We start from the raw sequence: 24,271 nt of genomic DNA, 5'->3' as shown, positions 1-24,271 counted from the left end.
CGTGACGGCCCAAAGCACGCGTCCCCCGAGTGCCTGGAGTTCCCCAGCGGCAAGCTACTACCTGTTGGCGGCCGCCACCTCCATTCTCTTGCTGGTCGGCCTGGCCGTGGTGCTGTCGTCGTCTTCCGTGTTTTCTATTCGGCAAGAGGGCGGCAACCCTTGGACGCTGTTTCTCATCCAGTTGGCGGCCCTGGCGGTGGGGCTGACTGCCCTCGTGATCGGCTCTCGCCAGAGCGTCTCGTGGTGGAAGCGCGTCACGCCGCTGATCCTGTTGGCCGCGCTCGTGCTGCTCGTGGCCGTGATCGCGGTGGGAGTGTCGTCCGGTGGCAATCGCAACTGGGTCGAGGTGGGCAGCGTCACCCTGCAGCCCTCCGAGATCGCCAAGCTGGGGCTGGCGCTGTACTTGGGAATGGTGCTGTCGACGTTCCGCCGCGAGTTGACCACCTTCAAGCGCATCATGGTGCCCGGCGGGGTCGCCGCCGCCGCCGTGATGGTCCTGATTCTCGCCGGACGCGACATGGGCACCGCCGCTGTCGTGTGCGTCATCGTCGCAGCCGCGTACTGGGTCGCGGGCCTTCCGTTGAGGTTCTTTGCCCCTGGCGCGGCGGTGGCGGCGGTGGGCGCCATGGTGCTCATTTCCGACGGCGACACGAGATCAGCGCGCATCAGCCTGTGGCTCGACCCCTCCACGTGCGACCCGCAAGGCAACTGCCTGCAGACCGTCCACGCCACGCGTGCGCTTGCGTCAGGGGGGCTGTGGGGTCTGGGCCCAGGCATGAGCCGTGAGAAGTGGGGGTATCTTCCCGCAGCCGACAACGACTTCATCTTCGCCATCCTCGGGGAGGAGTTCGGGCTTATCGGCGCGCTGGTGGTGCTGATCGCCCTCGCCATGATCGTCATCGCCGTGAGTCGCATCGTGCGACACCACCGCGACCCCTTCGCCCAAATCGCCGCCGCCGCGATCGGCGCCTGGATTGTGGGTCAGGCCTTCATCAACATCGCTGTGGTGTTGAACCTGCTTCCGGTGACAGGCGTGCCGTTGCCGCTCGTGTCCTCAGGTGGCTCATCGCTTGTGATGTCCCTAGCGGGACTGGGCGCGCTCATGGCGTTTGCGCGGAGCGAGCCTGGCGCGCGCGAGGCGTTCAAGGCGAGACCCTCCGTGATCCGTCGGTCGATGGTCGTGCTGTCTGGAGGTCGTCGTGGTTAGCGTTCTTCTTGCAGGAGGAGGCACGGCAGGTCACGTCAATCCGTTGCTCGCCACGGCCGACGCGTTGCTCCACAGCGGGCACGACGTCGCCGCGCTCGGCACCGAGAAGGGCTTGGAGGCTCACCTAGTACCGGATGCGGGAATCGACCTCCACCTCGTGCCGCGGGTGCCGCTGCCGCGCAGGCCTTCGCTAGACCTGGTGAGGTTGCCGGCCCGACTCGCCGCCGCGGTCGCGGCAGCTGGCAAAGCGATCGACGCCATCGACGCCGATGTGGTGGTGGGCTTTGGCGGCTACGTGTCGGCCCCCGCCTACTTGGCGGCGCGTCGGCGTCGGTTGCCCGTGGTGGTCCACGAGGGCAATGCCAGACCTGGCCTTGCCAACCGGCTGGGCGCACGCGGGGCCGCCGCGGTGGCGCTGACGTTTGAGGGCACGCCCCTCAAGGGCGGGGTGGTGACAGGGCTGCCATTGCGGCCAGCCATTACCGAACTCGCCAGGCAGTTGCGCGACGCCGCAGTCGGCGAAGAACTGCGCCGACGCGCGCGGGCCACGTGGGGGTGGGCTGCCGACGCGCCGACTCTGCTCATCACGGGGGGGTCGACGGGCGCTGCCAGCCTGAACGCCGTCACGGCGGAGGTGGTCGAGCGGCTCGTGCAGCACGGCATCCACGTCCTGCACCTCACAGGGAAGGGCAAGGCCGACGGCGCCGAGCAGGCCCACGGAAACCTCCCGGCCCGCTACCGAGACATGTACGTGATTCGGGAGTATGTCCTGGACATGGAGACGGCCTTTGCGGCGGCCGACGCCGTGGTGTGCCGCGCCGGAGCGGGAATGGTGTGCGAGGTGTCGGCGCTCGGGCTCCCGGCCGTCTACGTTCCGCTTGCACACGGCAACGGCGAACAGGCACTCAACGCCAAGGGGGCCGTGGATGCAGGGGCCGCCAGCATCGTCCATGATGGCGAACTCACCGCCGCGGCCTTGGAACTTGCTGCCGAGCCGCTCGTGCTTGATCACAAGGCTCGCCAGGCCGCACGTGCCGCTGCCGCGTCGATCGGTATCACCGACGGGGCTGAGCGTCTCGCCCGCATCATTGAACGGGCCGCGAAGGCATGAGGTTTCACTTCATCGGCGTGGGAGGCTCAGGGATGTCGGCCGTCGCTCGTCTGGTGGCGGCCAGAGGCGTCGACGTCACCGGGAGCGACAAGCGCCGCAGCGCCTATTTCGCCGCGCTCGAGGACGCTGGCGTGAACGTCAGTCAGGGCCACGACGCGACCGCGGTTGATGGGGCAGACGTGGTGGTGATCTCCACCGCCGTGCGGGAGGCGAACGAGGAGTTGGCGCGGGCACGCGAGTTGGGGATCGAGGTGTGGCACCGATCGCGGGCCCTCGCCTGGGCGCTCGAGGGCAGGCGCCTCATCTCGGTGGCTGGTTCGCACGGCAAGACCACCACCTCGGCCATGACGGCCCACATTCTGCACGCATGCGGCATCGACGCGAGCTACGCGGTGGGGGCGCGCGTGTTCGGGGTGGAGGGCGCGGTCGCTGGCGGCTATGGCGGCTCTGCGGAGATAGCGGTGGTCGAGGCGGACGAGTCGGACGGTTCGTTCCTGAACTACGACACCGAGATTGCGATTGTGCTCAACGTCGAGCCTGACCATTTGGACTTCTTCGGCTCGTTTGAGGCCGTCGAAGCAGCGTTCGTGAGCTTTGCTTCTGCGGCCCGCGTGCTCATCGTGTGTGCCGACGATCCCGGCGCCGCCAGGGTGGCCGACGCCGTGGCAGGTGCCGGCGTGCGCGTGGTGAGGTACGGCGTATCGCCGAGGCCTGAGGGCGCGGGAGCGGCAGACGTGGTGGTGGGCCCTCGCGACGTGACGTGGGCGGAACGCACCATGCCGCTCGCGGTCCCGGTACCTGGCGTGCATCAGCGACTCAACGCGGCCGCGGCGTGGTGCGCCGCCGTGGAGGTGGGCGTCGAGCCGGAGATCGCGGCGCAGGCAGTGGCGTCTTTCGCTGGCACCGGCAGGCGCTTCGAGTTGCGTGGTGAGGTGCGCGGCATGCGCGTGATCGACGACTACGCGCATCACCCGACGGAGGTGGCCGCCGTGCTGGCCGCGGCGCGCGCAGCTGGCGCGGAACGCCTGGTCGTGCTGTTTCAGCCGGCCCTGTTCAGCCGCACTCAGGCGTTGGGCGAGGAGTTTGGGCGCGCCATGTCGATCGACAACGCCGCCGTCATCTTGGCTCCCGTGTATGGAGACAGGGAGGACCCGATTCCTGGAGTGACCTCCCAGGTCATCGCCGACGCCCTCACGCCTGGCCAGGGGTCCACAGTGGAGTTGGCCGACAGTCTCGAAGACGCTGCCGCGCGCGCCGCAGCGAGCGCTCGCCCAGGGGACACGGTCATGACGATCGGGTCCGGCACCGTGACTCAGGCCGCCAGCTGGATTCTTGACGCCTGGAGCAAGGCCGATGGCTGAGCGTCGGCCCCCAAGCGCCGTGCCTTCCCGACAGGTGCCGGCCCGTCGCGCGCCTGTCGCGCCGCGAGCGGCAAGCACGACGCCAGCGCCCAGAAGCAGCACTGCGTCTACTCCCGCGCGCGCGCACGCCCCGCAGGCCCCCGCGTGGCAACCCGTCAAGCAGCGCGAGCGTGTCGACACCGTGACGCATCGGATGCGGGAGCGGCTCGCTGAGCGGCGCCGTACCGAGCGCAGGCGCGCCGCCGTCAAGTGGGGCAAGTATGGCCTGGCGACGGGGGTGGTGGCGCTGATCGTCTGGTTGGTGCTGCAATCGCCGTTCTTCTCGCTCGACCTCGACGAGATCGAGGTGTCTGGAGTGACGCCTGAGGTCGACGCCGCTGCCGTCGACGCCGTGCTCGCGCAGTACGAGGGTTCGTCGCTTGCGCTCCTCAACGTGCCTCACGTCGCGGACCAGTTGGGCGATCTCGCGGGGGTACGCGACGCCTCGGTGGAGCGGGTGTGGCCTTCTGGGCTGCGCGTCACGATCACCCCTCGCCACCCGGTGGCGGCGATTGCGAGCGGCGACGGCTTCGTGTTGCTGGACGCCGATGCGGTGAGGGTGGGACAGGTCGACGTGGTGCCTGAGGGCCTGCCGGTGCTCGACATTCCGTTGGGGACCGACAATGACCGGATCCTTGGCGCCGTGCTTGACGTGGTGCGAAACCTCCCCCAGCCGATTCTGGACCGGGTGGAAACGGTGGGGGCTCAGACGGAAGATACGGTCTCGTTCACCTTGCGCGATGGGCCACGGGTCGAGTGGGGAAGTGCCGAGGACTCCGCTCTGAAGGCCCAGGTGCTCGACGTGATGTTGGCATCGGGCGCGGCGGCCACCGCCGACGTGATCGACGTGTCGGCCCCGACGCTGCCGATCACGCGGCAGGAGTCGTAGCCGGTTTCTGGAGCGACACGCGCGCCAATTCGGCCTGTGAGGGCACTGCCCACGTACCGTCATTGCAGATCGACTTGACATAACCCTAACCCTCAAGTTGAACCTTAATGTTGAAGGGAAGGCCATGGCCGCACCGCAGAACTACATCACGGCGATCAAGGTCGTCGGCGTCGGCGGCGGCGGAGTCAACGCCGTCAACCGGATGATCGAGGTCGGCCTCAAGGGTGCCGAGTTCATCGCCATCAATACTGACGCCCAAGCCCTGCTGATGTCCGACGCGGACGTGAAGCTCGACATCGGCCGCGAGATGACCCGCGGACTCGGTGCAGGGGCGGACCCTGAGGTGGGTCGCAAGGCCGCCGAGGACCACGAGGAGGAGATCTCCGAGGCCCTACGCGACGCGGACATGGTATTCGTGACCGCGGGAGAGGGAGGCGGCACAGGTACGGGCGGCGCGCCCGTGGTGGCCCGCATCGCCCGCGCACTCGGCGCTCTCACCGTTGGCGTCGTCACGCGCCCGTTCACCTTTGAGGGCAGGCGGCGCTATGACCAAGCAGAGGCGGGCATCGAGCGCTTGCGCGACGAGGTCGACACGCTGATCGTGATCCCAAACGACCGCTTGCTGGACATCCAGGACGAGAACCTGTCGGTGCTGGGCGCCTTCGCCGCGGCCGATCAGGTGCTCCAGGGTGGTGTGCAAGGCATCACCGACCTCATCACCACCCCCGGCCTCATCAACGTCGACTTCAACGACGTGAAGTCCGTCATGAAGGGCGCAGGTACGGCGCTCATGGGCGTGTCGAGCGCTCGCGGCGAAAACCGCGCACTCGTGGCGGCGGAAGGTGCGATCTCCTCGCCGCTGCTCGAGGCTTCCATCGAGGGCGCTCACGGCGTGCTGCTCAGCATCGCGGGCGGCTCCAACCTGGGCATCAAGGAGGTCGAGACCGCGGCCAAGCTGGTGCGCGAGGCCGCTCACCCCGAGGCGAACATCATCTTTGGCACGGTGATCGACGATGCTCTTGGCGACGAACTACGCATCACCGTCATCGCGGCAGGGTTCGACGGCGGGGCACCGCCTGTGCGCCGCCACCAGGGAGCGCTCGGCACCATCGAGGGCGCCGCGCCCACGCCGTCCGCGGAAGAACTCGAGCCCGTTGACGCCCCCATGGAACTGGACGCCGTGCCCACCTCGCTGGCGGACGCGGAACCCCCTCATCGGCGCGACCCCGAGCCGCGCACGGACGCGATCCACGTGCACCCCTCGTGGTCGGACGACGACGCGTTGGACGTGCCGGACTTCCTCAAGTAGTGATGGACGCCGGGCTGCCGGTCAGGGCGTTCTTCACCGACCGGAACGGCGGCGCCGGCGACAAGCCGTACGACACCCTCAACCTCGCGTCTCACGTGGGCGACGACCCATCCGTCGTCGCGATCAACCGCGGTGTGGTGGAAGAGTCTGCGGGCGGCGCGGTGGTGTTCATGAAACCCGCGCACGGCGTGGGGGTAGCTCGCCTGGACGAGTCCTACCTCGACGGCCGTGAGCCGCCTACGGCCGACGTTCTTCTCACGACTGTCGAGGGCCTGTCCCTTGCGACGCTCGCGGCCGATTGCGTGCCGCTGCTCGCTCACGACGCGCAGACGGGCGCCGTGGTCGCCGCCCACATCGGGCGCGAGGGTCTTCGTCTTGGTGTCGTCGACGCTGCAGTCGCGGCCATCGTGGACGTCAGGCACGGTTGGGCCCGCCCGCAATCCGTCACCTTCAGCGTCGGCCCCGCGATCTGCGGCAAGTGCTACGAAGTGTCGAGCCAGGTGCGTGCTGAGGTCGCCGCTCGCCACCCGCTCGCCATGTCAACCACGGGTTGGGGCACTCCCGCCCTTGACCTGCCGCGGGCGGTGGTAGGCAGGCTCGCCGAACTCGGCTTCGACCGCGTCGTCCGCCACCGCCACTGCACTTTCGAGGATCGGCGCCTGTTCTCGTACAGGCGCGACCACGTCACTGGACGTCAAGCGGGCGTGGTGTCATGCGAGGGGCCACTCCCGTGAGCGCCTTCGAGGTCCGGCGTGTCGGTGCGGAGCCGCGGGGCCGGAACAACTTACCGTGGAGGATGCAGGACACGGCAAGCAAGAGCGGAGCGAAACCATGAGCGCTATGCGCAAGGCGATGCAGTACTTCGGTTTCGAAGTCGCGGATCGTGACGACTACGACTACGAGTACGCCGACGAAGAACTCGCGCCCGTCACGAACCTGCACGATGTTTCCCACGTGCGGGAACAACACGACTCCCGGCCGCGGACGTCTGCGGTGCGCCAGCAAAGGTCCCAGCCGGCGGACCACGGCGACCTGCGCCGCATCCAGACGATCAAGCCGCGCTCGTACAGCGACGCACGCCTCATCGGTGAGGCATTCCGCCAAGGTGTTCCCGTCATCATGAACCTGACGGAGATGACCGATGCAGAGGCAAAGAGGCTCGTGGATTTCTCTGCGGGTCTGTCCTTTGGCCTTCACGGGAACATCGAGCGGGTGACCACTGCGGTGTTCCTCCTGTCTCCCGCGCACGTCGAGATCGCGGTCGACACCCAGCCTCCCGCTGCCGACGCCGGGTTCTTCGGCAACTAGCAGCTGGAGTTGCCCGGCCGACCCGCGGCGCTCGGCTACCCTTGACACGTGATCTTCGCCATTGACCTCGCGCTGTTTGCGCTACTCATCCTCATGCTGTTCCTGCTTGCGAGGATCGCCATGTCGTGGATCTTCACGTTCGCCAGGGAGTGGCAACCCACCGGGGTTTCCGCGCTCTTGGTCGAGACCGTCTACGTGGTCACTGACCCCCTCATCAAGCCGTTGCGTCGCGTATTGCCCCCGTTGACCATCGGAATGATCAGACTTGACGTAGCATTCTTGCTGGTCTTCTTTGCCGTTATTGTGATGCGTGCCGTTCTTACCCAGGTGCGTTGGGACCTTGCGGGTCCATAGATCCGGCACAAGAGGAACTCAAGTGCTTTCCGATACGTAAGGGGAGTACGTGATGACTGAACAACTGGCGGACGCCCGGCGCCGCCCCAACGTAAGGATGGACGACGCATGGCTTTGCTCACCGCCGAAGACGTCCTCAACAAGGCCTTCTCAAAAACGAAGTACCGCGAGGGCTTCGACCAGGACGAGGTTGACGACTTCCTCGACGAGGTGGCCAACTCGATCGCCGCTCTGACCGCCGAGCGCGACGAACTTCAGCAGCGCCTTGCCCAGGCTCAGGCGGGTGGCGCCGTCGTGCCAGCCGCCGCGCCAGCACCGGCTCCCACACCGGCTCCAGCCGCTGCCACCGCGCCCTCGGGCTCAGAGAGCTTCTTGCAGGCCGCTACGGACCCGAACCCGCCCTCGGCCACCACCATGTTGGCGATGGCCCAGAAGCTGCACGACGAGTACGTCCAAGCGGGCGAGGAGGCACGTGACCGCCTCATCGACGAGGGCAAGGTCAAGGCCGAGACGATTGTGGAGCGGGCGGAGAGCGACGCCCGCGCACGTATGCAGGACCTCGAGACCGAGCGCGCCGATCTGGAGCGCCGCATCGATGACCTGCGTCGTTTTGAACGCGACTATCGAGGCCACTTGCGCAATTACCTGGAGAATCTGCTGGGCGACCTTGAGCACAACGCGGCGAAGGCGAGCGCAGGGCCCGTGGGGTCGTCTGCCTCCGATCCTGACGCGCAGCAGGCTTCCACTCCTCAGCAAGATGCCCCTGGTGAGCCCGGCGCGCCCTTGGCCTTCGGAGAGGGTTTCGGCGTTCCGGGTACCGAGCCTCGTTCAGATGCCGCGCCGAGCGCCGACGCCGCACCCCTGGCGCGTCAGCGGTCCGCTGCCGCGTCCCCCGAGTCGGGCGCTGCGTTCGGCGACCAGCAGCAGCCTCAGGGCGAACAGAACCCGTTCGGCTCGACCGAACCGTGGACGCCCCAACAGGCGCCGGTCTCGCCCGCTCAGGGAAATGAGTCCCCCGCTCCACCCAGCAAGGATGACGAGTCCGGTGAGAATCCGAACGACGCTCCGCGCTGGAACTCCTAGCACCACCACGCTTCAGCGCCGCGTCGGACCGCAAGGCCGGGCGCGGCGCTTTGCCTTCCCCCCGCAGTGCGACTACTCTCACTGCGTTACCCAAGTGAGGACGTCATGACAAGCACCGAAGTTCCCATCGTCAAGGTGGACCCTGCGGACCTGAAGGCCGCCGACGCGAAGGCGCTCGCCGTGCGAGAAGGTGACCAGCCGTGGAAGGTCGGCGAGCTGCGCGACATCGTCGTCACGCTGAACGCCGACGTTGAGCGTCTCGTGGAAGAGTTCCATGCCAACGAGCACGACCTGGACGACCTGCTGCACACCTCCGAGGGCTCGGGTGACGATCAGGCAGACGCCGGGTCGACCGCGCTGGAGCGCGAACAAGAGATGTCGATCGTCAACAACACGCGCGAGATGCTTGAGGAGTCCGTCGACGCCTTGCGCCGCATCCAGGCCCACACGTTCGGCTCGTGCCTGTCGTGCGGCGAGGGTATCGGCAAGGCCCGCCTCCAGGCCTTCCCGCGTGCCAAGTACTGCGTGACGTGCAAGCAGCGCGAGGAGCGCCGTTGAGAGTTCGGCCAGCCGTCTGGTTGGCCGCGATCCTCGTGATCGCGATCGATCTGTTCTCCAAGCAGTGGGCGCTCGCCGCGCTCATGCCGGGCGTCAAGCACCCCGTGATCGGTGACGTGATATCCGTGCAACTCGTCTTCAACTCCGGGGCGGCCTTCTCGCTGGGGGAGGGCTACACGTGGATCCTCACCATTGTTGCTGTGGTGGTCACGGCGGGACTCGTCTACTACGCCAGGCGCGCCAGAACCCCGCTCGCGACGGGGCTCTTGGGCGTCGCGTTGGGCGGCGCCGTCGGCAACCTGATTGACCGACTGTTTCGCGAGCCTGGCTTCGGGCGTGGTCACGTGGTCGACATGATCAACTACAACGACATGTTTGTGGGCAACATCGCGGACATCGCGATCGTGGGCGCCGCCGCGGTCTTCATGCTGGCGAGTCTGTTCGGCAAGAGGCTTCTGGAGCCCGCAAGAACCAACGCGGCGCCCGACCGTAACGCGACGCCGTGAGCGACACCCGCTACTTGCCCGTGCCAGACGCACTGGTCGGTGAGCGCGCGGATGTGGCCGTCGCACGGATGCTTGGCATGAGCCGCACCAAGGCTGCCGAGCTGATCGACGGGGGAGGCGTGAGCCTCGAGGGCGCGATCGTGGGAAGGTCAGACATCGTGAGGGAAGGCACCCTCGCCGTGGATCTCCCGCAACGGCGGGCTGCCATGCCGGAGCCCACGATCCCCGGTGGCCTGACCGTCCTCTACGAGGACGCGGACATCGCCGTGATCGACAAGCCCGTGGGCGTTGCGGCGCACCCGTCGCCCGGTTGGGAGGGGCCGACTGTCACGGGCGCCCTCGCCGACGCGGGGGTCACTCTTGCCGCAGAGGGACCGGCCGAGCGCCAGGGAATCGTGCATCGGCTCGACGTCGGCACCTCCGGCCTCATGGTGGTCGCCAAGACGGGACCGGCCTACTCTGCCCTCAAGCGGGCGTTCAAGGAACGTACCGTCGACAAGGTGTATCACGCCGTGGCACAGGGACATCTGGAGCCGACTCAAGGCACGATCGACGCGCCGATCGGGCGTCATCCAAGTTCCGACTACAAGTTCGCCGTCGTTGAGGGCGGAAGGCCATCCATCACCCATTACGAGGTGCTCGAGATGTTCCCTGCCGCATCACTCGTGGAGGTGCACCTCGAGACGGGCCGCACCCACCAGATCCGGGTGCACATGACCGCCATGCGACACCCACTGGTGGGAGACCTCACCTACGGGGCCGACCCGGTGCAAGCCAAGAAGCTTGGCCTGACCAGGCAGTGGTTGCATGCCAAGGAGCTCGCCTTCGCACACCCCACACGCGGAGACGAGCTTCGCGTCGCGTCCGAATATCCCGCGGACCTTGCGGTCGCGCTCGCGCAACTGAGAGGTTGAGTCCATGCAAACTGTCGCCGTCACCACGCCAGAGCAACTCGAGGTTGCGCTGGCCATTCGGTTCGAGGTGTTTGTCGACGAACAGGGCGTAGACCCAGCGGCAGAGAGAGATGAGCTCGACCCCGATCCGAGGACGTTCCATTCGCTGGTGGTTGACGACGAGGGCATTCCGCTGGCCACTGGCCGCCTGCTTGCGCCCCACACAGACGTGTTTCACGGCGAGGGGGCGTTCGGAGCGATGGACCCAGCGCTACCGCACATTGGGCGTGTTGCCGTGCGGAAGGTCGCGCGAAACTCAGGCGCGGGCAGCGCGCTCATGCTCGAACTAGAGGCGCAGGCACTCGCGCGTCACGGCGCTAGCGGGAGCGTGCGCGTCGAGTTGAGCGCCCAGGATCAGGCCATGCCGTTCTACGAGAAGCTGGGCTACACGATCTTCGGCGACGCCTACATGGACGAGGGAATCTCGCACCACGACGCCTTCAAGGTGGTCACCGAGCAGTAGCGCCGGCGAGCGCCGCGCGAATCCGCTTCTCGCTCACCGGTCCGTCGGTGCCCAGTTGCTGGGCGAACAGCGACACCCTGAACTCCTCCAGCATCCATCGCGCCGCCTCGATGCGCGCAGCACGCGCGGCATCAGGGCCGCTCGCGGCGCCCGCCTCGCGCTCGCGCTCCACCTCTTCCGCGATCTCTCGCACGCGCCACGCCAGCTCGGCATCCTTGGCCGGATGCGACTGTGCCTTGTCGATCCGATGACGCGCGGCCTTGAGGTAGCGCGGAAGATGTCGAAGACGGTCGGGGGGAGTGCGTGAGAGGAAGCCGTCACCAGCGAGTTCTTGGGCGACGGCGCGCACGTCCGCGAGCGTCGACAACAGTGCCATCGAGGTGGTCGAGCGAATGTCGGCGTCAAGCGCGCGAGCGGCCTCCGCGATGGGGACCACCAGCCCCACGATGCGGTAGATCTCGTCTTCGAGTCGGTCGCGCACGCGCCCCCGCACCGCCGCGTGAGTCGCGGCCGAACGCACCCCGGCCGCGTCGTCGTCCGTGCCTGGCGCCGTGAGCGCGCGAATCGCCGCGAGTTGCAGGTCCGCCACCAGGGAATCCGTGGTCTCGTAGCCCGATGCCGCGAGCGTCAGCGACTCGGAGCTGGTCCAGCGCGACGTGATGCGCTTGGTGGCCAGCCCGCATTCCGTGAGCAACAGCCGCCGCACGCCCTCCGCATGGGCCGCATCGCGCGTCGGGGCGTCGGCCATGATGCGCACCGCTGCACCGGCCTTCTCGGCCACCAGACCCGGGTAGCCGCGCACGATGACCCCGCCGCCCACGTCGGACTCGATGACCTCGGGCAGTGCGCCGCCCGGCAGGTCCGCGGGCCAGGTGGTCAACTGTGCCTTCTCCGATACTGGGCCGCCAGCGAACGACGCTGGGGAGGGCTTCGCCGCGGCGGCGACCTTTGCCCTTTGCCTGGTGTCGGGCGACGCGCCCACGGCCTTGCGCACGGCGTCGGCCGTCTGTGGGGCGAGCGAGCGCTTGAGAGCGAGCAGGTGGGTTGACTCGTCGACGATGGACTCCCGCTTGCCGTGGTGCTCGACGATCCGGAACGTCATCTTCAGGTGGGAGGGAAGACGCTCGTCCACCTCGTCCCACGCGTCGGCCGGGATGGTGACGTCCCTCAGCGCGCGCGTGGCCCGTGTGAAGGCATCCCGGTAGGACTCCGCCATGTCCCCGGCCCGTGCAAGGTCCTCCCACGCGGGGGTGTTGGCCGCCATCCACGCGACGATGTCCCGCGCCGCGTCTGGGGCGGGCACCAGCAGTCGCCGCACGGGCTTGGGAAGGGCCCTGATGGTCGCGGTGGTCAGCTCGGGCAGCATGCCGGGCACGAGCCAGTCGAAGCCGTCAGGCGTGACGCGGGGCAGCACCGCAAGGGGGACGTGGACGGTGACTCCGTCGGCGTCGGCGCCGGGCTCGAACTGGTACGTGAGGGGCAGGGTGAGCTCGCCTTGGGGCCACTCGTCTGGGAACTGAGAGGCGTCAACCTCTGTGGCGTCCGGCATGAGGAGCTCGGTCGTGTAGGTGAGCAGTTCCGGCTGCTGGCGTTGGGCGCCCTTCCACCACTTGTCGAAGTGGGCGGCAGAGACGACGTGGTCGGGGACGCGCTCGTCGTAGAAGTCGAACAGCTCCTCCTCGCCCGCCACCAGGCCGAAGGTGCGGGTGCGCGCCTCCACATCGGCCGCTTCCGCCAAGGCGGCCTGATTGGCCTTCCAGAACTCGTGGTGGGTGGTCCACTCGCCCTGAACCAGGGCGTGCCTGATGAAGAGTTCGCGCGCCTCGGCGGGATTGACCTTGCCCCACAGGATGCGGCGCTCGGCGACTATGGGCACGCCGTAGAGCAGCACCTTCTCGTGGGCCATGGCGGCGCCCTGCTTGGTGGACCAGTGCGGTTCCGAGTAGGTGTGCTTGGCCAGGTCGCCAGCGAGTTCCTCCGCCCACGCAGGGTCGATGCGGGCCACGTCGCGCGCCCACAGCCTGTTGGTTTCCACCAGTTGGGCGGCCATCACGAAGGCCGGCGGCTTCTTGGACAGGGGAGAGTTCGGCTGGATCGCGAAGCGGGCGCCCCGGGTGCCGAGGTACTCATTGGTGGCGCGCTTGCGGGCGCGCTTCATCGCGATCGCCTTGGCCTCCCCGCGCAGGTGCGTGAAGCCGGATGCGGTGACCTTGCCCTCGTCTTGCATGCCGATCTGCGTGAGGAGGCCCGCGAGCACGGAACGGTGGATGGCGTCTTCGTCCCACGTGTGGAGGAACTGGGACACGCCGTCTTCCGACGTGACGGGCTGCGCCGCGCGTGCCTTGACGTGAATCCCCACCGGCTTGGCCGCCTGCCGCAGTTGCTGCACTAGGTCCTGCCACTCCCGCACGCGCAGGTAGTTGAGGAACTCGGACCGGCACATCCGCCTGAATGCGCTACCGGACAGCTCGTGCTGGCGGTCCCGTAGGTACGCCCACAGGTTGAGGTAGCCCAGCAGGTCCGACGTGGGGGTGGAGAAGCGCCGATGGTGTTGGTCGGCCTCGTCGCGCTTGTCGCTTGGCCGCTCTCGCGGATCCTGGATCGAGAGCGCGGCGGCGATCACGGCGGACTCGTAGGCGACACCGTGGCGCTCGCCCTCGACGATCATGCGGGCTTGGCGCGGGTCGATCGGCAGGCGTGCGAGTTTGCGCCCCACCACCGTGAGTCGCGCCCTGCCGGTGCGGTTCGTGGTGACGGCCCCCAGATCGGACAGCAGTTGGATGCCGTCCTTGATGGCGCGCGTGTCGGGCGGCTCGACGAAGGGGAAGGCGGCCACCTCGTCGGGAGTGGACACCACCCCCACCGAGATCATCTGCAGCAGCACCGACGCGAGAGAGGTGCGCAGGATCTCCGGCTCGGTGAAGTCTGCGCGGGACTCGAAGTCTTCTGGTGCGTAGAGGCGAAGAGCGATGCCGTCAGCGAGGCGGCCGGCGCGGCCAGCTCGTTGGTTGGCGCTCGCCTGGCTGATGGGCTCGATCGGCAGGCGCTGCACCTTGGTCGCCTTGGAGTAGCGAGAGATGCGGGCGGTGCCGGGGTCCACCACGTAGTGAATGCCGGGCACCGTCAGCGAGGTCTCGGCGACGTTGGTGGCGAGAACGATGCGGCGGCGGGAGTGCTGCGCGAAGACGCGGTGCTGCTCGGCGGAAGACAGGCGGGCGTAGAGCGGCAGGATCTCCACTGCCTGGGGGTGCTTGGGGTCGCGCGCTCGTGGGCCGAGGTGGCCCTCGAGGGTCTCCACCGCGTCGCGGATCTCGCGCTCGCCCGACAGGAACACGAGGATGTCGCCTGGCCCCTCGCGCATGAGCTCGTCGCAAGCGTCGGTGATGCCGGTCATGAGGTCGCGTTCCTCGCCGCGCGTCTCACCAGCGAGCGGCCGGTAACGCATCTCGACGGGATAGGTGCGGCCCGTCACCTCGATGACGGGGGCGGCGGGGCGCGCCGCGGCGTCCCCACCAGCCCCCTCGTCGTCCCTGATGGGTCCGCCAGGCGCAAAGTGCCGCGCGAAGCGCTGCGAGTCGATCGTGGCGGACGTGATGATGAGCTTGAGGTCTGGGCGGCGGGGGAGCAGGTTGGTGAGGTAGCCGAGCAGCACGTCGATGTTGAGGGAGCGCTCGTGGGCCTCGTCGATGATGAGGGTGTCGTACGCAAGCAGCTCAGGATCCCGCTGAATCTGTGCCAGCAGGATTCCGTCGGTCATCACCTTGAGCAGCGTGCTCTCGGATGAGGTGTCGTTGAAGCGCACCTGGTAGCCGACGATATCGCCGAGAGTGGTGCCGAGTTCCTCTGCGATCCTGTCAGCCACCGAGCGCGCGGCGATGCGGCGCGGCTGGGTGTGCCCGATCTGCCCGGTGCGCCCGCGGCCGAGGTCGAGCGCGATCTTGGGGATCTGGGTGGTCTTGCCGGAGCCCGTCTCGCCGGAGACGATCACGACCTGGTGGTCGCGGATTGCCGCGGCGATGTCCTCTCGTCTTGCGCTGACGGGGAGCTCGGCGGGGTAGGTGATCGTCGGGACCTCGACGGCGGCTCGAGCCGCCGCGGCTTTGGCGCGAGATGCGCCGCCGCCAGCGCCCCGGCCCCCGCCCCGTGCGGGCGCGCCAGGGTCGGTGCGGCGCGAGGAGGTCATGTGCCTATTGTCGCGGACCCCGCGCGTGCGCGAAACGTACCGTCCCTGACACCCGGCGCCGCGACTCGCCGGACGACACGCCGATAACGCCGCCTGGAGTGTCCGGTGAGTGTCAGGGACGGTACGCGGCGCGGGCGCCAGAACGCCGCCCTGGCGAGGTGTGAAGGAGGCCGGAGGCAGCGCGTCGGCGGCCCTGGCTGTCGGCCACCGCGCCTAGAATCGACTCCATGCCGTCGCGCGACTTCGTCCACCTCCATGTGCACACGGAGTACTCGATGTTGGACGGCGCCGCCCGCATCACCGACCTCATGCAGCGCGCCAACGAGCTGGGCCAGAAGGCCATTGCGACCACCGACCACGGCTACCTGTTCGGCGCCTACGAGTTCTGGTCGAAGGCCACGGAGGCCGGAGTCAAGCCCATCATCGGGCTTGAGGCATACCTCACCCCAGGCACAGCCCGCTCGGACCGTTCTCGCGTCAAGTGGGGGCAGGAGGGTCAGGCGGGGGACGACGTCAGCTCGGGTGGCGCTTACACGCACGCCACCATGTGGGCCAAGGACACGGCGGGAATGCACAACCTGTTCCGGCTCGCGTCCTACGCGTCTCTCGAGGGGCACTTCTACAAGGCCCGCATGGACCGCGACCTGCTGCAGCGCTATGCGAAGGGCATCATCGCTACCACTGGCTGCCCGTCCGGGGAGGTGCAGACCAGGCTGCGCCTTGGCCAGTACGACGAGGCGCTCAAGGCGGCGGGGGAGTTCCAAGAGATCTTCGGTCGCGAGAACTACTACGTGGAGTTGATGGACCACGATCTCGAGATTGAGAAGCGGGTCTACGAGGACCTGGTGCGTCTGTCGAAGGACCTGGGCGCGCCGCTGGTGGCCACCAATGACCTTCACTACTCGTCAAAGGACGACGCCAAGACACACGAGGCGTTGCTGTGCATCCAGTCGGGTGCGACCCTCGACGAGCCCACCTACGACCAGGGCGGCAAGCGCTTCGCGTTCAACGGCGACGGCTACTACGTCAAGACGGCGGAAGAGATGTGGGACCTGTGGGGCGACAGGCACCCGGAGGCGCTCACCAACACCCTCGCGATCGCCGAACAGTGTGAGGTGGCGTTCAATACGTCCGCCGACTACATGCCGCGCTACGCCGTCCCGCCGGGGGAGGACGAGCACTCCTGGTTTGTCAAGGAGGTGCAGCGCGGGCTACACGACCGCTTTGGCGAGCAGATTCCTGCACACGTGCAGGACCGCGCCAACTTCGAGATCGATGTGATCGCGGACAAGGGCTACCCGGGGTACTTCCTGGTAGTCGCCGACTTTGTGAAGTGGGCCAAGGACCACAAGATTCGCGTGGGGCCTGGCCGCGGCTCGGGTGCCGGCTCCATGGCCGCCTACGCCATGCGGATCACCGACCTGGACCCGATCCAACACCAGCTGTACTTCGAGCGGTTCCTCAACCCCGAACGCGAGTCCAAGCCCGACTTCGATATCGACTTTGACGAGCGTCGTCGCGGCGAAGTGATCCGCTACGTGACGGACAAGTACGGCGAAGACAAGGTCGCCCAGATCGTCACGTACGGCACCATCAAGGCCAAGCAGGCGCTCAAGGACTCCGCGCGGGTGCTGGGCAAGCCGTACGCGCTGGGCGAGTTGCTCACCAAGGCGTACCCCGACCCCCAGCAGGGCCGCGACCTGTCGCTCGCCGCCGTGTTCGACGAGAAGAACGATCGTTACAACGAGGGCGGCGATTTCAGGGCGGCGGTCGAGGCCGACCCTGAGGCGCGCGAAGTAGTCGACATGGCGCTAGGGCTCGAGGGCCTCAAGCGTCAGTGGGGAGTGCACGCGGCTGGCGTCATCATGTCGTCCGAGCCGCTCATCGACATCATCCCGATCATGAGGCGCGAGCAAGACGGCGTCATCATCACCCAGTTCGACTACCCCACGTGCGAGGGCCTCGGCCTGGTGAAGATGGACTTCTTGGGGCTGCGCAACCTGACGATCCTCGACGACGCATTGGACAACATCGTCGACAACGGCAAGCCGCCTTTGGTGCTGGAGGATCTGGCGCTCGAGGACCAAGCCACCTTCGACCTGCTGGGGCGTGGCGACACCCTGGGCGTGTTCCAGCTCGACGGCGTGGCCATGCGCTCGCTGCTGCGCCAGATGAAGCCGGACACGTTCGAAGACATCTCCGCAGTGTTGGCGTTGTACCGGCCGGGCCCCATGGGCGCGAACTCGCACACCGCCTACGCCGAGCGCAAGAACGGCCGCCAGCAGGTCGACTACATCCACCCGGAACTCGAGGCGCCGCTGCGCGAGGTGCTGGAGGTCACGTACGGGCTGATCGTCTACCAAGAGCAAGTGCAGCGCATTGCGCAGATCGTGGCCGGCTACACGCTCGGAGCGGCAGACCTGCTGCGGCGGGCCATGGGCAAGAAGAAGCCAGAGGTGCTCGCCAAGGAGTTCGAGCCGTTTAACGCTGGCATGAAGGCGAACGGCTTCTCCGATGAGGCAATCAAGAAGCTCTGGGACACGCTGGTTCCGTTCGCCGACTACGCGTTTAACAAGGCGCACACGGCCGCGTACGGGGTGCTGTCGTTCTGGACGGCGTACCTCAAGGCGCACTATCCGACGGAGTTCATGGCGGCGCTGCTCACCTCTGTGGGCACCGACAAAGACAAGATGGCGCTCTACCTGGCCGAATGCCGCCGCATGGGCATCACGGTGTTGGCGCCTGACGTCAACGACTCCAAGGCGAACTTCTCGGCCGTTGGCAAAGACATCCGCTTTGGGCTCACCGCGGTGCGCAACGTCGGCGCCAACGTGGTTGCGGAAATCCAGAAGGCGCGAGAGGCGAAGGGTGACTACGCGTCGTTCCCCGACTTCTTGGACAAGGTGACCGCATCGGTGTGCAACAAGCGCACCATCGACTCGCTCGTCAAGGCGGGCGCGTTCGACTCGCTGGGCCACACCCGCAAGTCGCTGTCGCTCATCCACGAACAGGCAGTCGATTCCGTGGTGGGCCTCAAGCGCCAAGAGGCGACGGGGCAGTTCGACTTGTTCGGCGGCGATGCCGACCTCAGCGGCGGCGTGCGCGTCGAGGTGCCCAACGTGCCGGAGTGGGACAAGAAGACGCTGCTCAACCTGGAGCGGGAGATGCTCGGGCTGTATGTGTCCGATCACCCGCTGTCGGGGCTGGACCACGTGCTGCGCGCCGAGGCGACGCACCAGATCCTCAATGCCACACCGGCGCATGGGCTCGGCGAGGGCGAGCAGGTCGTATTCGCCGGGCTCATCACGCGCGTGGATAGGCGCATCGCGCGCTCGGGCAACGCCTACGCGATCGTGGTGCTCGAGGACATGACGGGCGAGGTCGAGGTGTCGTTCTTCGCCAAGACCTACGACACCTACGCGCGAGACCTCACGGAGGACTCGGTGGTCACCATCAAGGCCCGTTCACGGGAGCGTGGAGACGGTGGCCTGCAGTTCTCCGCGATCGAGTTGCGGATCCCCAACGTCAACGTGGTGGACAACGCGCCCGTGGCGATCAACGTGCCAGCGGCACGCGTGACCCCTCCGTTGGTGGAAGAGGTCAAGGGGATTCTGCGGTCGCATCCAGGCACAGTGGAGGTGCGGATGGTGCTGACGGGCGGCGACAAGCCGCTGACGATGCGCCTGGGCGACGAGTTCAGGGTGGAGAAGTCGTCGGCGTTGTACGGCGACCTGAAGGCGGCGCTGGGGCCCAGCTGCTTGGCCGTGTAGGGCGGTCGGGCTCACCGAACCTCCCGAACGGCGTGCGGCGCCGCCACGGTCGCCGTGACCCCTGACAGTGCGGCCGAACATGGTTTCCGTGGGGCGGTCCCCCGAGACGCCTGCGGGCTAGGGTGGCGCCATGACCGTGATTGCGTGGCAGAAACTTGAGGGTGCGGCCATTGCGGTCGCCTCGGTGGCGTCGCTCGTGATCGGCTTCGGGCAGGCGTGGTGGTGGCCGCTCGCTTTGTTCCTGGCGTTCGACGTGTCGGCGGCCGGGTACACGGCTGGGCCTCGCATCGGCGCGGCTGTGTACAACGCCGGGCATTCGTACGTGGGCCCGGTGGCGGCTGCGGCCGTGTTCGCGGCGACAGGCGCGGAGGCGTGGATCATCGTGGCGACTTCGTGGGCCTTCCACGTGGGCGTCGACCGGGCGCTCGGGTACGGACTCAAGCACAGCGACGACTTTCAGCACACTCACCTGGGCTGGATCGGAAAGCGCCCCCTCGACGCCGACGCCGCGCAATGATCCGCGTGCCTTGTCCTGGCCACCGCGCGCTCCATCCTGGCCACCGCGCGCGCCTGGCTGGCTAGCCGTCAGTGGGCGCGAGTAACCACTCCAGAGCCTCGCGGGCGGTCCATCCTCCGGGGTGGCGCTCAGCGAGTCGCCGCGGCCCCTCAAGGTCAGCACCGAGCGTGATGAGTGGTTTCTCGACGTAGCCGGTAGCGCGCGTCTGCCCCAGGCCGACGTTGGCCATCAGGGCGTTGCACAGGCATAGCCGTCCGGCCGCATCCTCCGGTTTGCCTCCCTTGCGCGCAAAGGGCCTTTCCGGCTCTGCGGCGCAACGGTTGTCCACCTTGCCGTTGGGCTTCACGAATGGAACTCCCAAGAAGCCCAGATCACACAGCCGCGGACGTGCCTCGACTACCTCCGGCTCGGACAGGGAGCCCTCCAGCTCGGCCACCTTGAACGGGAATCCGGTGGGGGAGGCCCGCAAGTCGGTGGTGACCCGCAGTGTTCCGTCGGCCACGTGGGACACCAGCTCTTTGCGGATGGACGGCTCGAAGTTGGCGTCGTTGCTGAGGGCGAAGAGGGTGCCCACTTGCACGCCGACCGCCCCGGCCTCTTTGGCGGCGACGAGGCCCTCCGGTGTGCCGTAGGTGCCCGCCAGCCAGAACGGCATACCAATCGCGGCGACCTTCGCGAGGTCCGCGTAGTCGCGAGGACCGAATTGGGGTTCCCCAGCGTCGTCGAGGACGGCTTTGCCGCGCGGGGGTGCGTTGTGGCCGCCCGCCAAGGGGCCCTCGATCACAAAGCCGTCTGGACGGATCGCGTCGTCGCGGGCGAGGTATTCCGCGAGCACGTGGGCGGACACGATCGCGAGAAAGTGGGGCCGCTTGAGTGGCGGCAAGGCGGTCCCGAGGAGGTCGACAGGGTCGAGCGTGACGGAGTAGCTGCCCCGCTCGGCCCCCACCACGTCGACGGGGAAAGCCACCGTGGCGTGCCCGGCAAGCTGGTCAAGCAGGTGAGGAATCTCGCGTGGCAGGCCCGCGCCCATGAGCACGTAATCGACCCCGGCGAGCATGGCGCCGTAGGCCGCCGTAGGTGTGGCCATCTGCACCTTTTCGAGATAGTTGACGCCCACCAAGCCGTCGTGGCCCTCCTTGGCGAGCCAGACCTCGACAAAGTTGCCTAGCACCGCCAACTCTTGGGCTTCGCGAGATTGCTCGATCACCAGTTTCGGTACGGCCGCGTAGGGCTGTGCCTCGTCGCGACCGTCTGGCAGGAAGTACTCCTCGAGGGCGCGCTCGGCGATCTCGGGCACGGGGAAGGCCGCGAGGGCGCGACGCATGTGCCCGCCCTTATCGCCATCCTGCAACCTGCGCGCGAGCACCATGTCGAGGCCGATGCCTGACACGACGCCCAGTTGTCCGGCCTGTGCGACTTGCGAAGCGAGGCGCCACGAAGACACTGCGGCGCCCATGCCGCCTTGGATGATGCTCGGTAGGCTCCGGCCTTCGGTGTGGCCAGCGTGGGGTGATGCTGCGATGTGAGTCGCCATGGGGGGCCTCTCCCGTCGTTTCGGCAAGCGTAACTTACGCAACCGTAGGTATGAGGGGCGTACGTCCCGTCACTCTTGCGGGGTACGTCCGATCACTCTTGCGGGGGAGGCGGCGCCATCACACGGCGTTCCCGTGGCGCCGGTCGCCTGACGGGCGTGTTGAGGCCCATCGATCTACGCGGTCAGGAACTGTCCACCAGCGAGCTGCTTGCGGTGGTGCCGCGCGCCTCCGTGCCGTCGAGACGGCACAAGAATCGCTAGGGATTGTTGGCGTTGTCACACACGCCGACTTCATCGCCCGGCGAGCAGGACCAGTTGTCGCTAAGTTGAGACCGGCAGCGTCTGAGGGAGGGAGGCGGCGATGTCGTTACCATCACCACCCAAGGTGAGTGAGGCGCGCACCGTCGCGGGCGCGGTGACCACACCACCCGTCACGGGAAACCATGTGGCGCGCGAACGCATCCAGCGCGTGCTCTACATCTCCATCGGCATCGCGGCCGTGGTGTTCGTGGGCTTGCGCGTGGGTCAGCTCCTGGACCAAAGCGAGGCGGTCATGCCCGCGTACGCGATCGTCGCGTTCGCGGTGGGTGCAGTCATGCCGGCGCTGCTAATCGTGTTGCCCTTCCTCATGCCCATCCGGGCAGTCACTGGGTACGCCAAAGTGATCCCGATCGCATTCTTCGTGGTGCACGCGAGCTGGCTGGCGTTCATGACTGTGGACCGAATGGACGCAGGCCCGTGGCTCCAGGCCGTGAACGCAATCCCCGTGCTTATTGCTGCAGCGGCCTACCGCCACTGGGGAGTGTGGCTGTACGTCTTTGCTCAGTTGCCGCTCGTCGCCGTCACGCAACGCGTCTCCACGGAGGGGCCATGGCTTGAGGGCATCCTGAGCGGCGTGCTGTCCGTGCTGTTCTCCGGACTGTTGGCGGGCGCGGCGCTTGCACTCGTGTCTGCCGGAGACAAACAGGACGCGTTGGAGCAACACACACGCGCGCTTGCGGCGCGAGACGCCGCTAGTCGCACCCGTAGTCGCGAACAGGCCCGCATCAACTCGATCGTGTTTGACGAGGTGATGACGGCCCTTGGACTCGCGGCCACCAGCCCGCTGACCGACGAGGTGACGGGAGCGGCACGGGCCGCGCTTGAGCGCATTCGCACCATCGGATCGGGCTCCAGCCAGGCGGTCGACTACTCACCAGAAGATGTGTTGGCGGCGCTGCGGGCGGCAGCGTCCGATGTTGAGGGCACTGTGGAGTTCTGGCACCGCGAGTGGGGCACCGGTCGCATAGCGGCCGAGGTGGTTGAGGCCCTTTCCGAAGCGACCGCCGAGGCTGTGCGCAACAGCCTGCGGCACGCCGCGCCGGACGGTCGCTTGGTGACGCGGGTGGTCAACGTGACCATCGCCGACGACGTGGTTCAGGTGGCGGTGGAGGACTCCGGCGTGGGCTTTGACGTGCGTGCCGTCAACGAGCGGAAAATGGGACTGCGGGTGAGCGTGATGGAAAGAATGCAGGCCCTGGCGGGCGGCAGCGCGCACATTGACTCGCGCCCAGGCCGCGGCACGGTAGTGACACTTCGATGGGTGAGGTTCGCATGAGCGCGACGGCATCGTTGAGCCCACGCACGGGTGCGGCGGCACCGGGCGGACGTGCCCCCGTGGGAGGCGCCGAGTCTGACGTCTCGGTGCTGCTCGGCATCGGCAGCGTGAGCGCGTGGCTTGTGTATGGCCTGTTTGCCGCATGCACCGCGACTTTCGCGCTGACCACCCTCGACCGGGTCGCCAATCCGTGGATGGTAGTCGCGGGGCTTGCGGTACTCCTTGGGCCCGCGCTGCTCATGCTGAGGTCCTCGGGAGATCCGATGCCCGCGAGCGACGCGGCGATCGTGTCGTTCGCGGTGCCGGCGTCCGTGGCGCTCGTGGCCTGGCAGATTGTTGCCGACGAACCGGGCCGCGAGGCCTGGTACGCCATCAGCAACGTGTGGGTTCTGTTCCTGATGGCACTCAGGGGTCGTGTCGGCCTGGCCTGGACGTCGTTCGGGATGATGCTCTTGGTGCAGACGGTGTGGGCGCTCGACACCGGGCGAGGACTCGTGGGCCAACTGCTTGCCTTCCAAACCAGCGCTGCGGTGCTGTTTGTGTGCAGCCTGTTCGCGCGTGGTTTGCGCCGCGCGTCTGCGCGGATCAAAGAACTCAACGCGAGATCGGTGAGCCTCGTCACGTCGGCCGCGGCAACCGAGGCGGAGCGCGAGACGCGCGAGGCGCGTACTCAAGAGTTGGCCGCGGAGGCCGCCCCGTTGCTCACCCGCATCATTCAGTCACCAGTAATGACCGACCAAGATCGGCGCGAGTACGGGCTGGCCGAGGCGAACCTGCAGGACTCGGTTCGCGCCCGGTCGCTCACGACACCGGTGGTCGTGGCCGCGACCCGTTCGGCTCGTGCCCGTGGCGTGCGCGTGGAGCTGATTGACGGCCGTGCCCGCCCTCTCGACCGCCCCGGCGCGATGGACCGGCTGACCGCGAGCGCTGCACAGGTCATCAACCAGACGGTCGGCGGCACGGTCACTGTACGACTGTGGTCAGCCTCGGGCGAGGTGGCAGCGACCATCGCGTGGGCAGAGGGCGGCTCGAGCCAGCAGATCGACTTCGACGAGGATGGACGCCCGCTCGCGGACTCCTAGACTGGCGTTATGCTCTCCGTCACCGACCTGCGCGGGCGTGCACTCAGCGCACGTGAACTTCTTGACATCGTCCCCCGCGCCGAGATTGATGTCGACGCCGCACTCGCCACCGTCCTGCCGATCCTGGCCGACGTGCGGGCCAGGGGAGAGCAGGCGTTGCGGGAGTACGGCGACCGCTTCGACGGGGGCGCGCCGGACAGTCTGCGTATCGACCCGGCCGCCATCGAGTCGGCCCTGACCACCCTGGACCCCGCCGTACGGGCGGGCCTTGAGGAGGCCATCAGGCGCGTGCGCGCCTTCCACGAAGCGACCGTCCCCCCGCCCGTGAGCGTGGACCTCGCGCCGGGCGCTCGAGTCTCGCAGCGCTGGGTCCCGGTCAGCCGCGTGGGGCTCTACGTGCCCGGCGGCCTCGCCGTGTATCCCAGCTCGGTCGTGATGAACGTGGTC

20 protein-coding genes are annotated in these 24,271 nt (G+C 67.7%); 18 read left to right on the top strand and 2 right to left on the bottom strand.

Annotation, left to right across the window (positions count from 1 at the left end; genetic code table 11):
- Position 1 precedes the first annotated feature (1 nt).
- From QZZ33_RS01255 to QZZ33_RS01195, 13 genes are all read left to right on the top strand, one after another.
- On the top strand, positions 2–1,207 hold the full coding sequence (locus QZZ33_RS01255; protein ID WP_291377657.1) for an FtsW/RodA/SpoVE family cell cycle protein: 1,206 nt from the start codon (positions 2–4) through the stop codon (positions 1,205–1,207).
- On the top strand, positions 1,200–2,318 hold the full coding sequence (locus QZZ33_RS01250) for a UDP-N-acetylglucosamine--N-acetylmuramyl-(pentapeptide) pyrophosphoryl-undecaprenol N-acetylglucosamine transferase (RefSeq protein ID WP_291377656.1): 1,119 nt from the start codon (positions 1,200–1,202) through the stop codon (positions 2,316–2,318). The genes QZZ33_RS01255 and QZZ33_RS01250 overlap by 8 nt, the downstream gene beginning before the upstream one ends.
- Positions 2,315–3,679 carry a UDP-N-acetylmuramate--L-alanine ligase gene (gene murC, locus QZZ33_RS01245; protein WP_291377655.1) on the top strand — a complete coding sequence of 455 codons (1,365 nt, stop codon included), beginning with the start codon at positions 2,315–2,317 and terminating at the stop codon, positions 3,677–3,679. Before QZZ33_RS01250 ends, murC begins: the two co-directional genes overlap by 4 nt.
- A 193-nt stretch (positions 3,680–3,872) precedes the next feature.
- On the top strand, positions 3,873–4,607 hold the full coding sequence (locus QZZ33_RS01240) for an FtsQ-type POTRA domain-containing protein (RefSeq protein WP_291377654.1): 735 nt from the start codon (positions 3,873–3,875) through the stop codon (positions 4,605–4,607).
- A gap of 124 nt (positions 4,608–4,731) precedes the next feature.
- Positions 4,732–5,916: a cell division protein FtsZ gene (gene ftsZ / locus QZZ33_RS01235; RefSeq protein WP_291377653.1), complete on the top strand. Its 1,185-nt coding sequence runs from the start codon at positions 4,732–4,734 to the stop codon at positions 5,914–5,916.
- Between the two features lie 2 nt (positions 5,917–5,918).
- Positions 5,919–6,650, top strand: a complete 732-nt coding sequence (locus tag QZZ33_RS01230; protein WP_291377652.1) for a polyphenol oxidase family protein — start codon at positions 5,919–5,921, stop codon at positions 6,648–6,650.
- Positions 6,651–6,747: 97 nt separating this feature from the next.
- Positions 6,748–7,224, top strand: coding sequence for a cell division protein SepF (sepF, locus tag QZZ33_RS01225; RefSeq protein WP_291377651.1), 477 nt, complete (start codon positions 6,748–6,750; stop codon positions 7,222–7,224).
- A 48-nt stretch (positions 7,225–7,272) separates the two neighbouring features.
- Positions 7,273–7,578 (top strand): YggT family protein, encoded by a 306-nt coding sequence (locus QZZ33_RS01220; protein WP_291377650.1) that lies wholly within the window; start codon positions 7,273–7,275, stop codon positions 7,576–7,578.
- A 108-nt stretch (positions 7,579–7,686) separates the two neighbouring features.
- A complete protein-coding gene (locus QZZ33_RS01215) occupies positions 7,687–8,661 on the top strand; it encodes a DivIVA domain-containing protein (RefSeq protein WP_291377649.1) in 975 nt (324 codons plus the stop codon).
- A 105-nt stretch (positions 8,662–8,766) separates the two neighbouring features.
- A complete protein-coding gene (locus tag QZZ33_RS01210) occupies positions 8,767–9,219 on the top strand; it encodes a TraR/DksA C4-type zinc finger protein (protein ID WP_291377648.1) in 453 nt (150 codons plus the stop codon).
- Entirely contained in the window at positions 9,216–9,725 is a 510-nt protein-coding gene (gene lspA / locus QZZ33_RS01205; RefSeq protein ID WP_291377647.1) for a signal peptidase II, read from the top strand. Before QZZ33_RS01210 ends, lspA begins: the two co-directional genes overlap by 4 nt.
- A complete protein-coding gene (locus tag QZZ33_RS01200; RefSeq protein ID WP_291377646.1) occupies positions 9,722–10,639 on the top strand; it encodes an RluA family pseudouridine synthase in 918 nt (305 codons plus the stop codon). Before lspA ends, QZZ33_RS01200 begins: the two co-directional genes overlap by 4 nt.
- A 4-nt stretch (positions 10,640–10,643) precedes the next feature.
- Positions 10,644–11,141: a GNAT family N-acetyltransferase gene (locus QZZ33_RS01195; RefSeq protein WP_291377645.1), complete on the top strand. Its 498-nt coding sequence runs from the start codon at positions 10,644–10,646 to the stop codon at positions 11,139–11,141.
- On the opposite strand, the gene hrpA is transcribed toward QZZ33_RS01195, so the two are convergent.
- On the bottom strand, positions 11,128–15,324 hold the full coding sequence (hrpA, locus tag QZZ33_RS01190; RefSeq protein WP_291377644.1) for an ATP-dependent RNA helicase HrpA: 4,197 nt from the start codon (positions 15,322–15,324) through the stop codon (positions 11,128–11,130). The genes QZZ33_RS01195 and hrpA overlap by 14 nt on opposite strands.
- A gap of 227 nt (positions 15,325–15,551) precedes the next feature.
- On the opposite strand from hrpA, the gene dnaE reads away from it, so the two are divergent.
- Entirely contained in the window at positions 15,552–19,094 is a 3,543-nt protein-coding gene (gene dnaE, locus QZZ33_RS01185; protein ID WP_291377643.1) for a DNA polymerase III subunit alpha, read from the top strand.
- Positions 19,095–19,224: 130 nt separating this feature from the next.
- Positions 19,225–19,611 carry a DUF4260 domain-containing protein gene (locus tag QZZ33_RS01180; protein ID WP_291377642.1) on the top strand — a complete coding sequence of 129 codons (387 nt, stop codon included), beginning with the start codon at positions 19,225–19,227 and terminating at the stop codon, positions 19,609–19,611.
- Between the two features lie 61 nt (positions 19,612–19,672).
- Here the strand turns inward: QZZ33_RS01180 and QZZ33_RS01175 are convergent, their stop codons facing one another.
- On the bottom strand, positions 19,673–21,067 hold the full coding sequence (locus QZZ33_RS01175) for a nitronate monooxygenase (protein WP_291377641.1): 1,395 nt from the start codon (positions 21,065–21,067) through the stop codon (positions 19,673–19,675).
- A 439-nt stretch (positions 21,068–21,506) separates the two neighbouring features.
- Here QZZ33_RS01175 and QZZ33_RS01170 point away from each other — a divergent pair, with 439 nt between their 5' ends.
- The 3 genes from QZZ33_RS01170 to QZZ33_RS01160 all read left to right on the top strand — a co-directional run.
- Positions 21,507–22,742 carry an ATP-binding protein gene (locus tag QZZ33_RS01170; RefSeq protein ID WP_291377640.1) on the top strand — a complete coding sequence of 412 codons (1,236 nt, stop codon included), beginning with the start codon at positions 21,507–21,509 and terminating at the stop codon, positions 22,740–22,742.
- Positions 22,739–23,824: a hypothetical protein gene (locus tag QZZ33_RS01165; RefSeq protein ID WP_291377639.1), complete on the top strand. Its 1,086-nt coding sequence runs from the start codon at positions 22,739–22,741 to the stop codon at positions 23,822–23,824. Before QZZ33_RS01170 ends, QZZ33_RS01165 begins: the two co-directional genes overlap by 4 nt.
- 9 nt (positions 23,825–23,833) lie before the next feature.
- Positions 23,834–24,271, top strand: a 438-nt coding sequence (locus QZZ33_RS01160; RefSeq protein WP_291377638.1) for a histidinol dehydrogenase, incomplete at its 3' end; no start/stop codon positions are given.

Origin of the sequence: Demequina sp., assembly GCF_016278775.1 — a bacterium.
Classification (GTDB): domain Bacteria; phylum Actinomycetota; class Actinomycetes; order Actinomycetales; family Demequinaceae; genus Demequina.
This window is presented reverse-complemented; position numbering and strand designations above follow the sequence as displayed.

Coding starts and splice junctions, on each gene's coding strand:
- QZZ33_RS01175 (WP_291377641.1), bottom strand. CDS start 21,067: ATGGGCGCCGCAGTGTCTTCGTGGCGCCTCGCTTCGCAAGTCGCACAG.
- murC (WP_291377655.1), top strand. CDS start 2,315: ATGAGGTTTCACTTCATCGGCGTGGGAGGCTCAGGGATGTCGGCCGTC.
- ftsZ (WP_291377653.1), top strand. CDS start 4,732: ATGGCCGCACCGCAGAACTACATCACGGCGATCAAGGTCGTCGGCGTC.
- QZZ33_RS01170 (WP_291377640.1), top strand. CDS start 21,507: ATGTCGTTACCATCACCACCCAAGGTGAGTGAGGCGCGCACCGTCGCG.
- QZZ33_RS01180 (WP_291377642.1), top strand. CDS start 19,225: ATGACCGTGATTGCGTGGCAGAAACTTGAGGGTGCGGCCATTGCGGTC.
- QZZ33_RS01215 (WP_291377649.1), top strand. CDS start 7,687: ATGGCTTTGCTCACCGCCGAAGACGTCCTCAACAAGGCCTTCTCAAAA.
- QZZ33_RS01230 (WP_291377652.1), top strand. CDS start 5,919: ATGGACGCCGGGCTGCCGGTCAGGGCGTTCTTCACCGACCGGAACGGC.
- QZZ33_RS01165 (WP_291377639.1), top strand. CDS start 22,739: ATGAGCGCGACGGCATCGTTGAGCCCACGCACGGGTGCGGCGGCACCG.
- dnaE (WP_291377643.1), top strand. CDS start 15,552: ATGCCGTCGCGCGACTTCGTCCACCTCCATGTGCACACGGAGTACTCG.
- QZZ33_RS01240 (WP_291377654.1), top strand. CDS start 3,873: ATGCGGGAGCGGCTCGCTGAGCGGCGCCGTACCGAGCGCAGGCGCGCC.
- sepF (WP_291377651.1), top strand. CDS start 6,748: ATGAGCGCTATGCGCAAGGCGATGCAGTACTTCGGTTTCGAAGTCGCG.
- QZZ33_RS01210 (WP_291377648.1), top strand. CDS start 8,767: ATGACAAGCACCGAAGTTCCCATCGTCAAGGTGGACCCTGCGGACCTG.
- hrpA (WP_291377644.1), bottom strand. CDS start 15,324: ATGACCTCCTCGCGCCGCACCGACCCTGGCGCGCCCGCACGGGGCGGG.
- QZZ33_RS01195 (WP_291377645.1), top strand. CDS start 10,644: ATGCAAACTGTCGCCGTCACCACGCCAGAGCAACTCGAGGTTGCGCTG.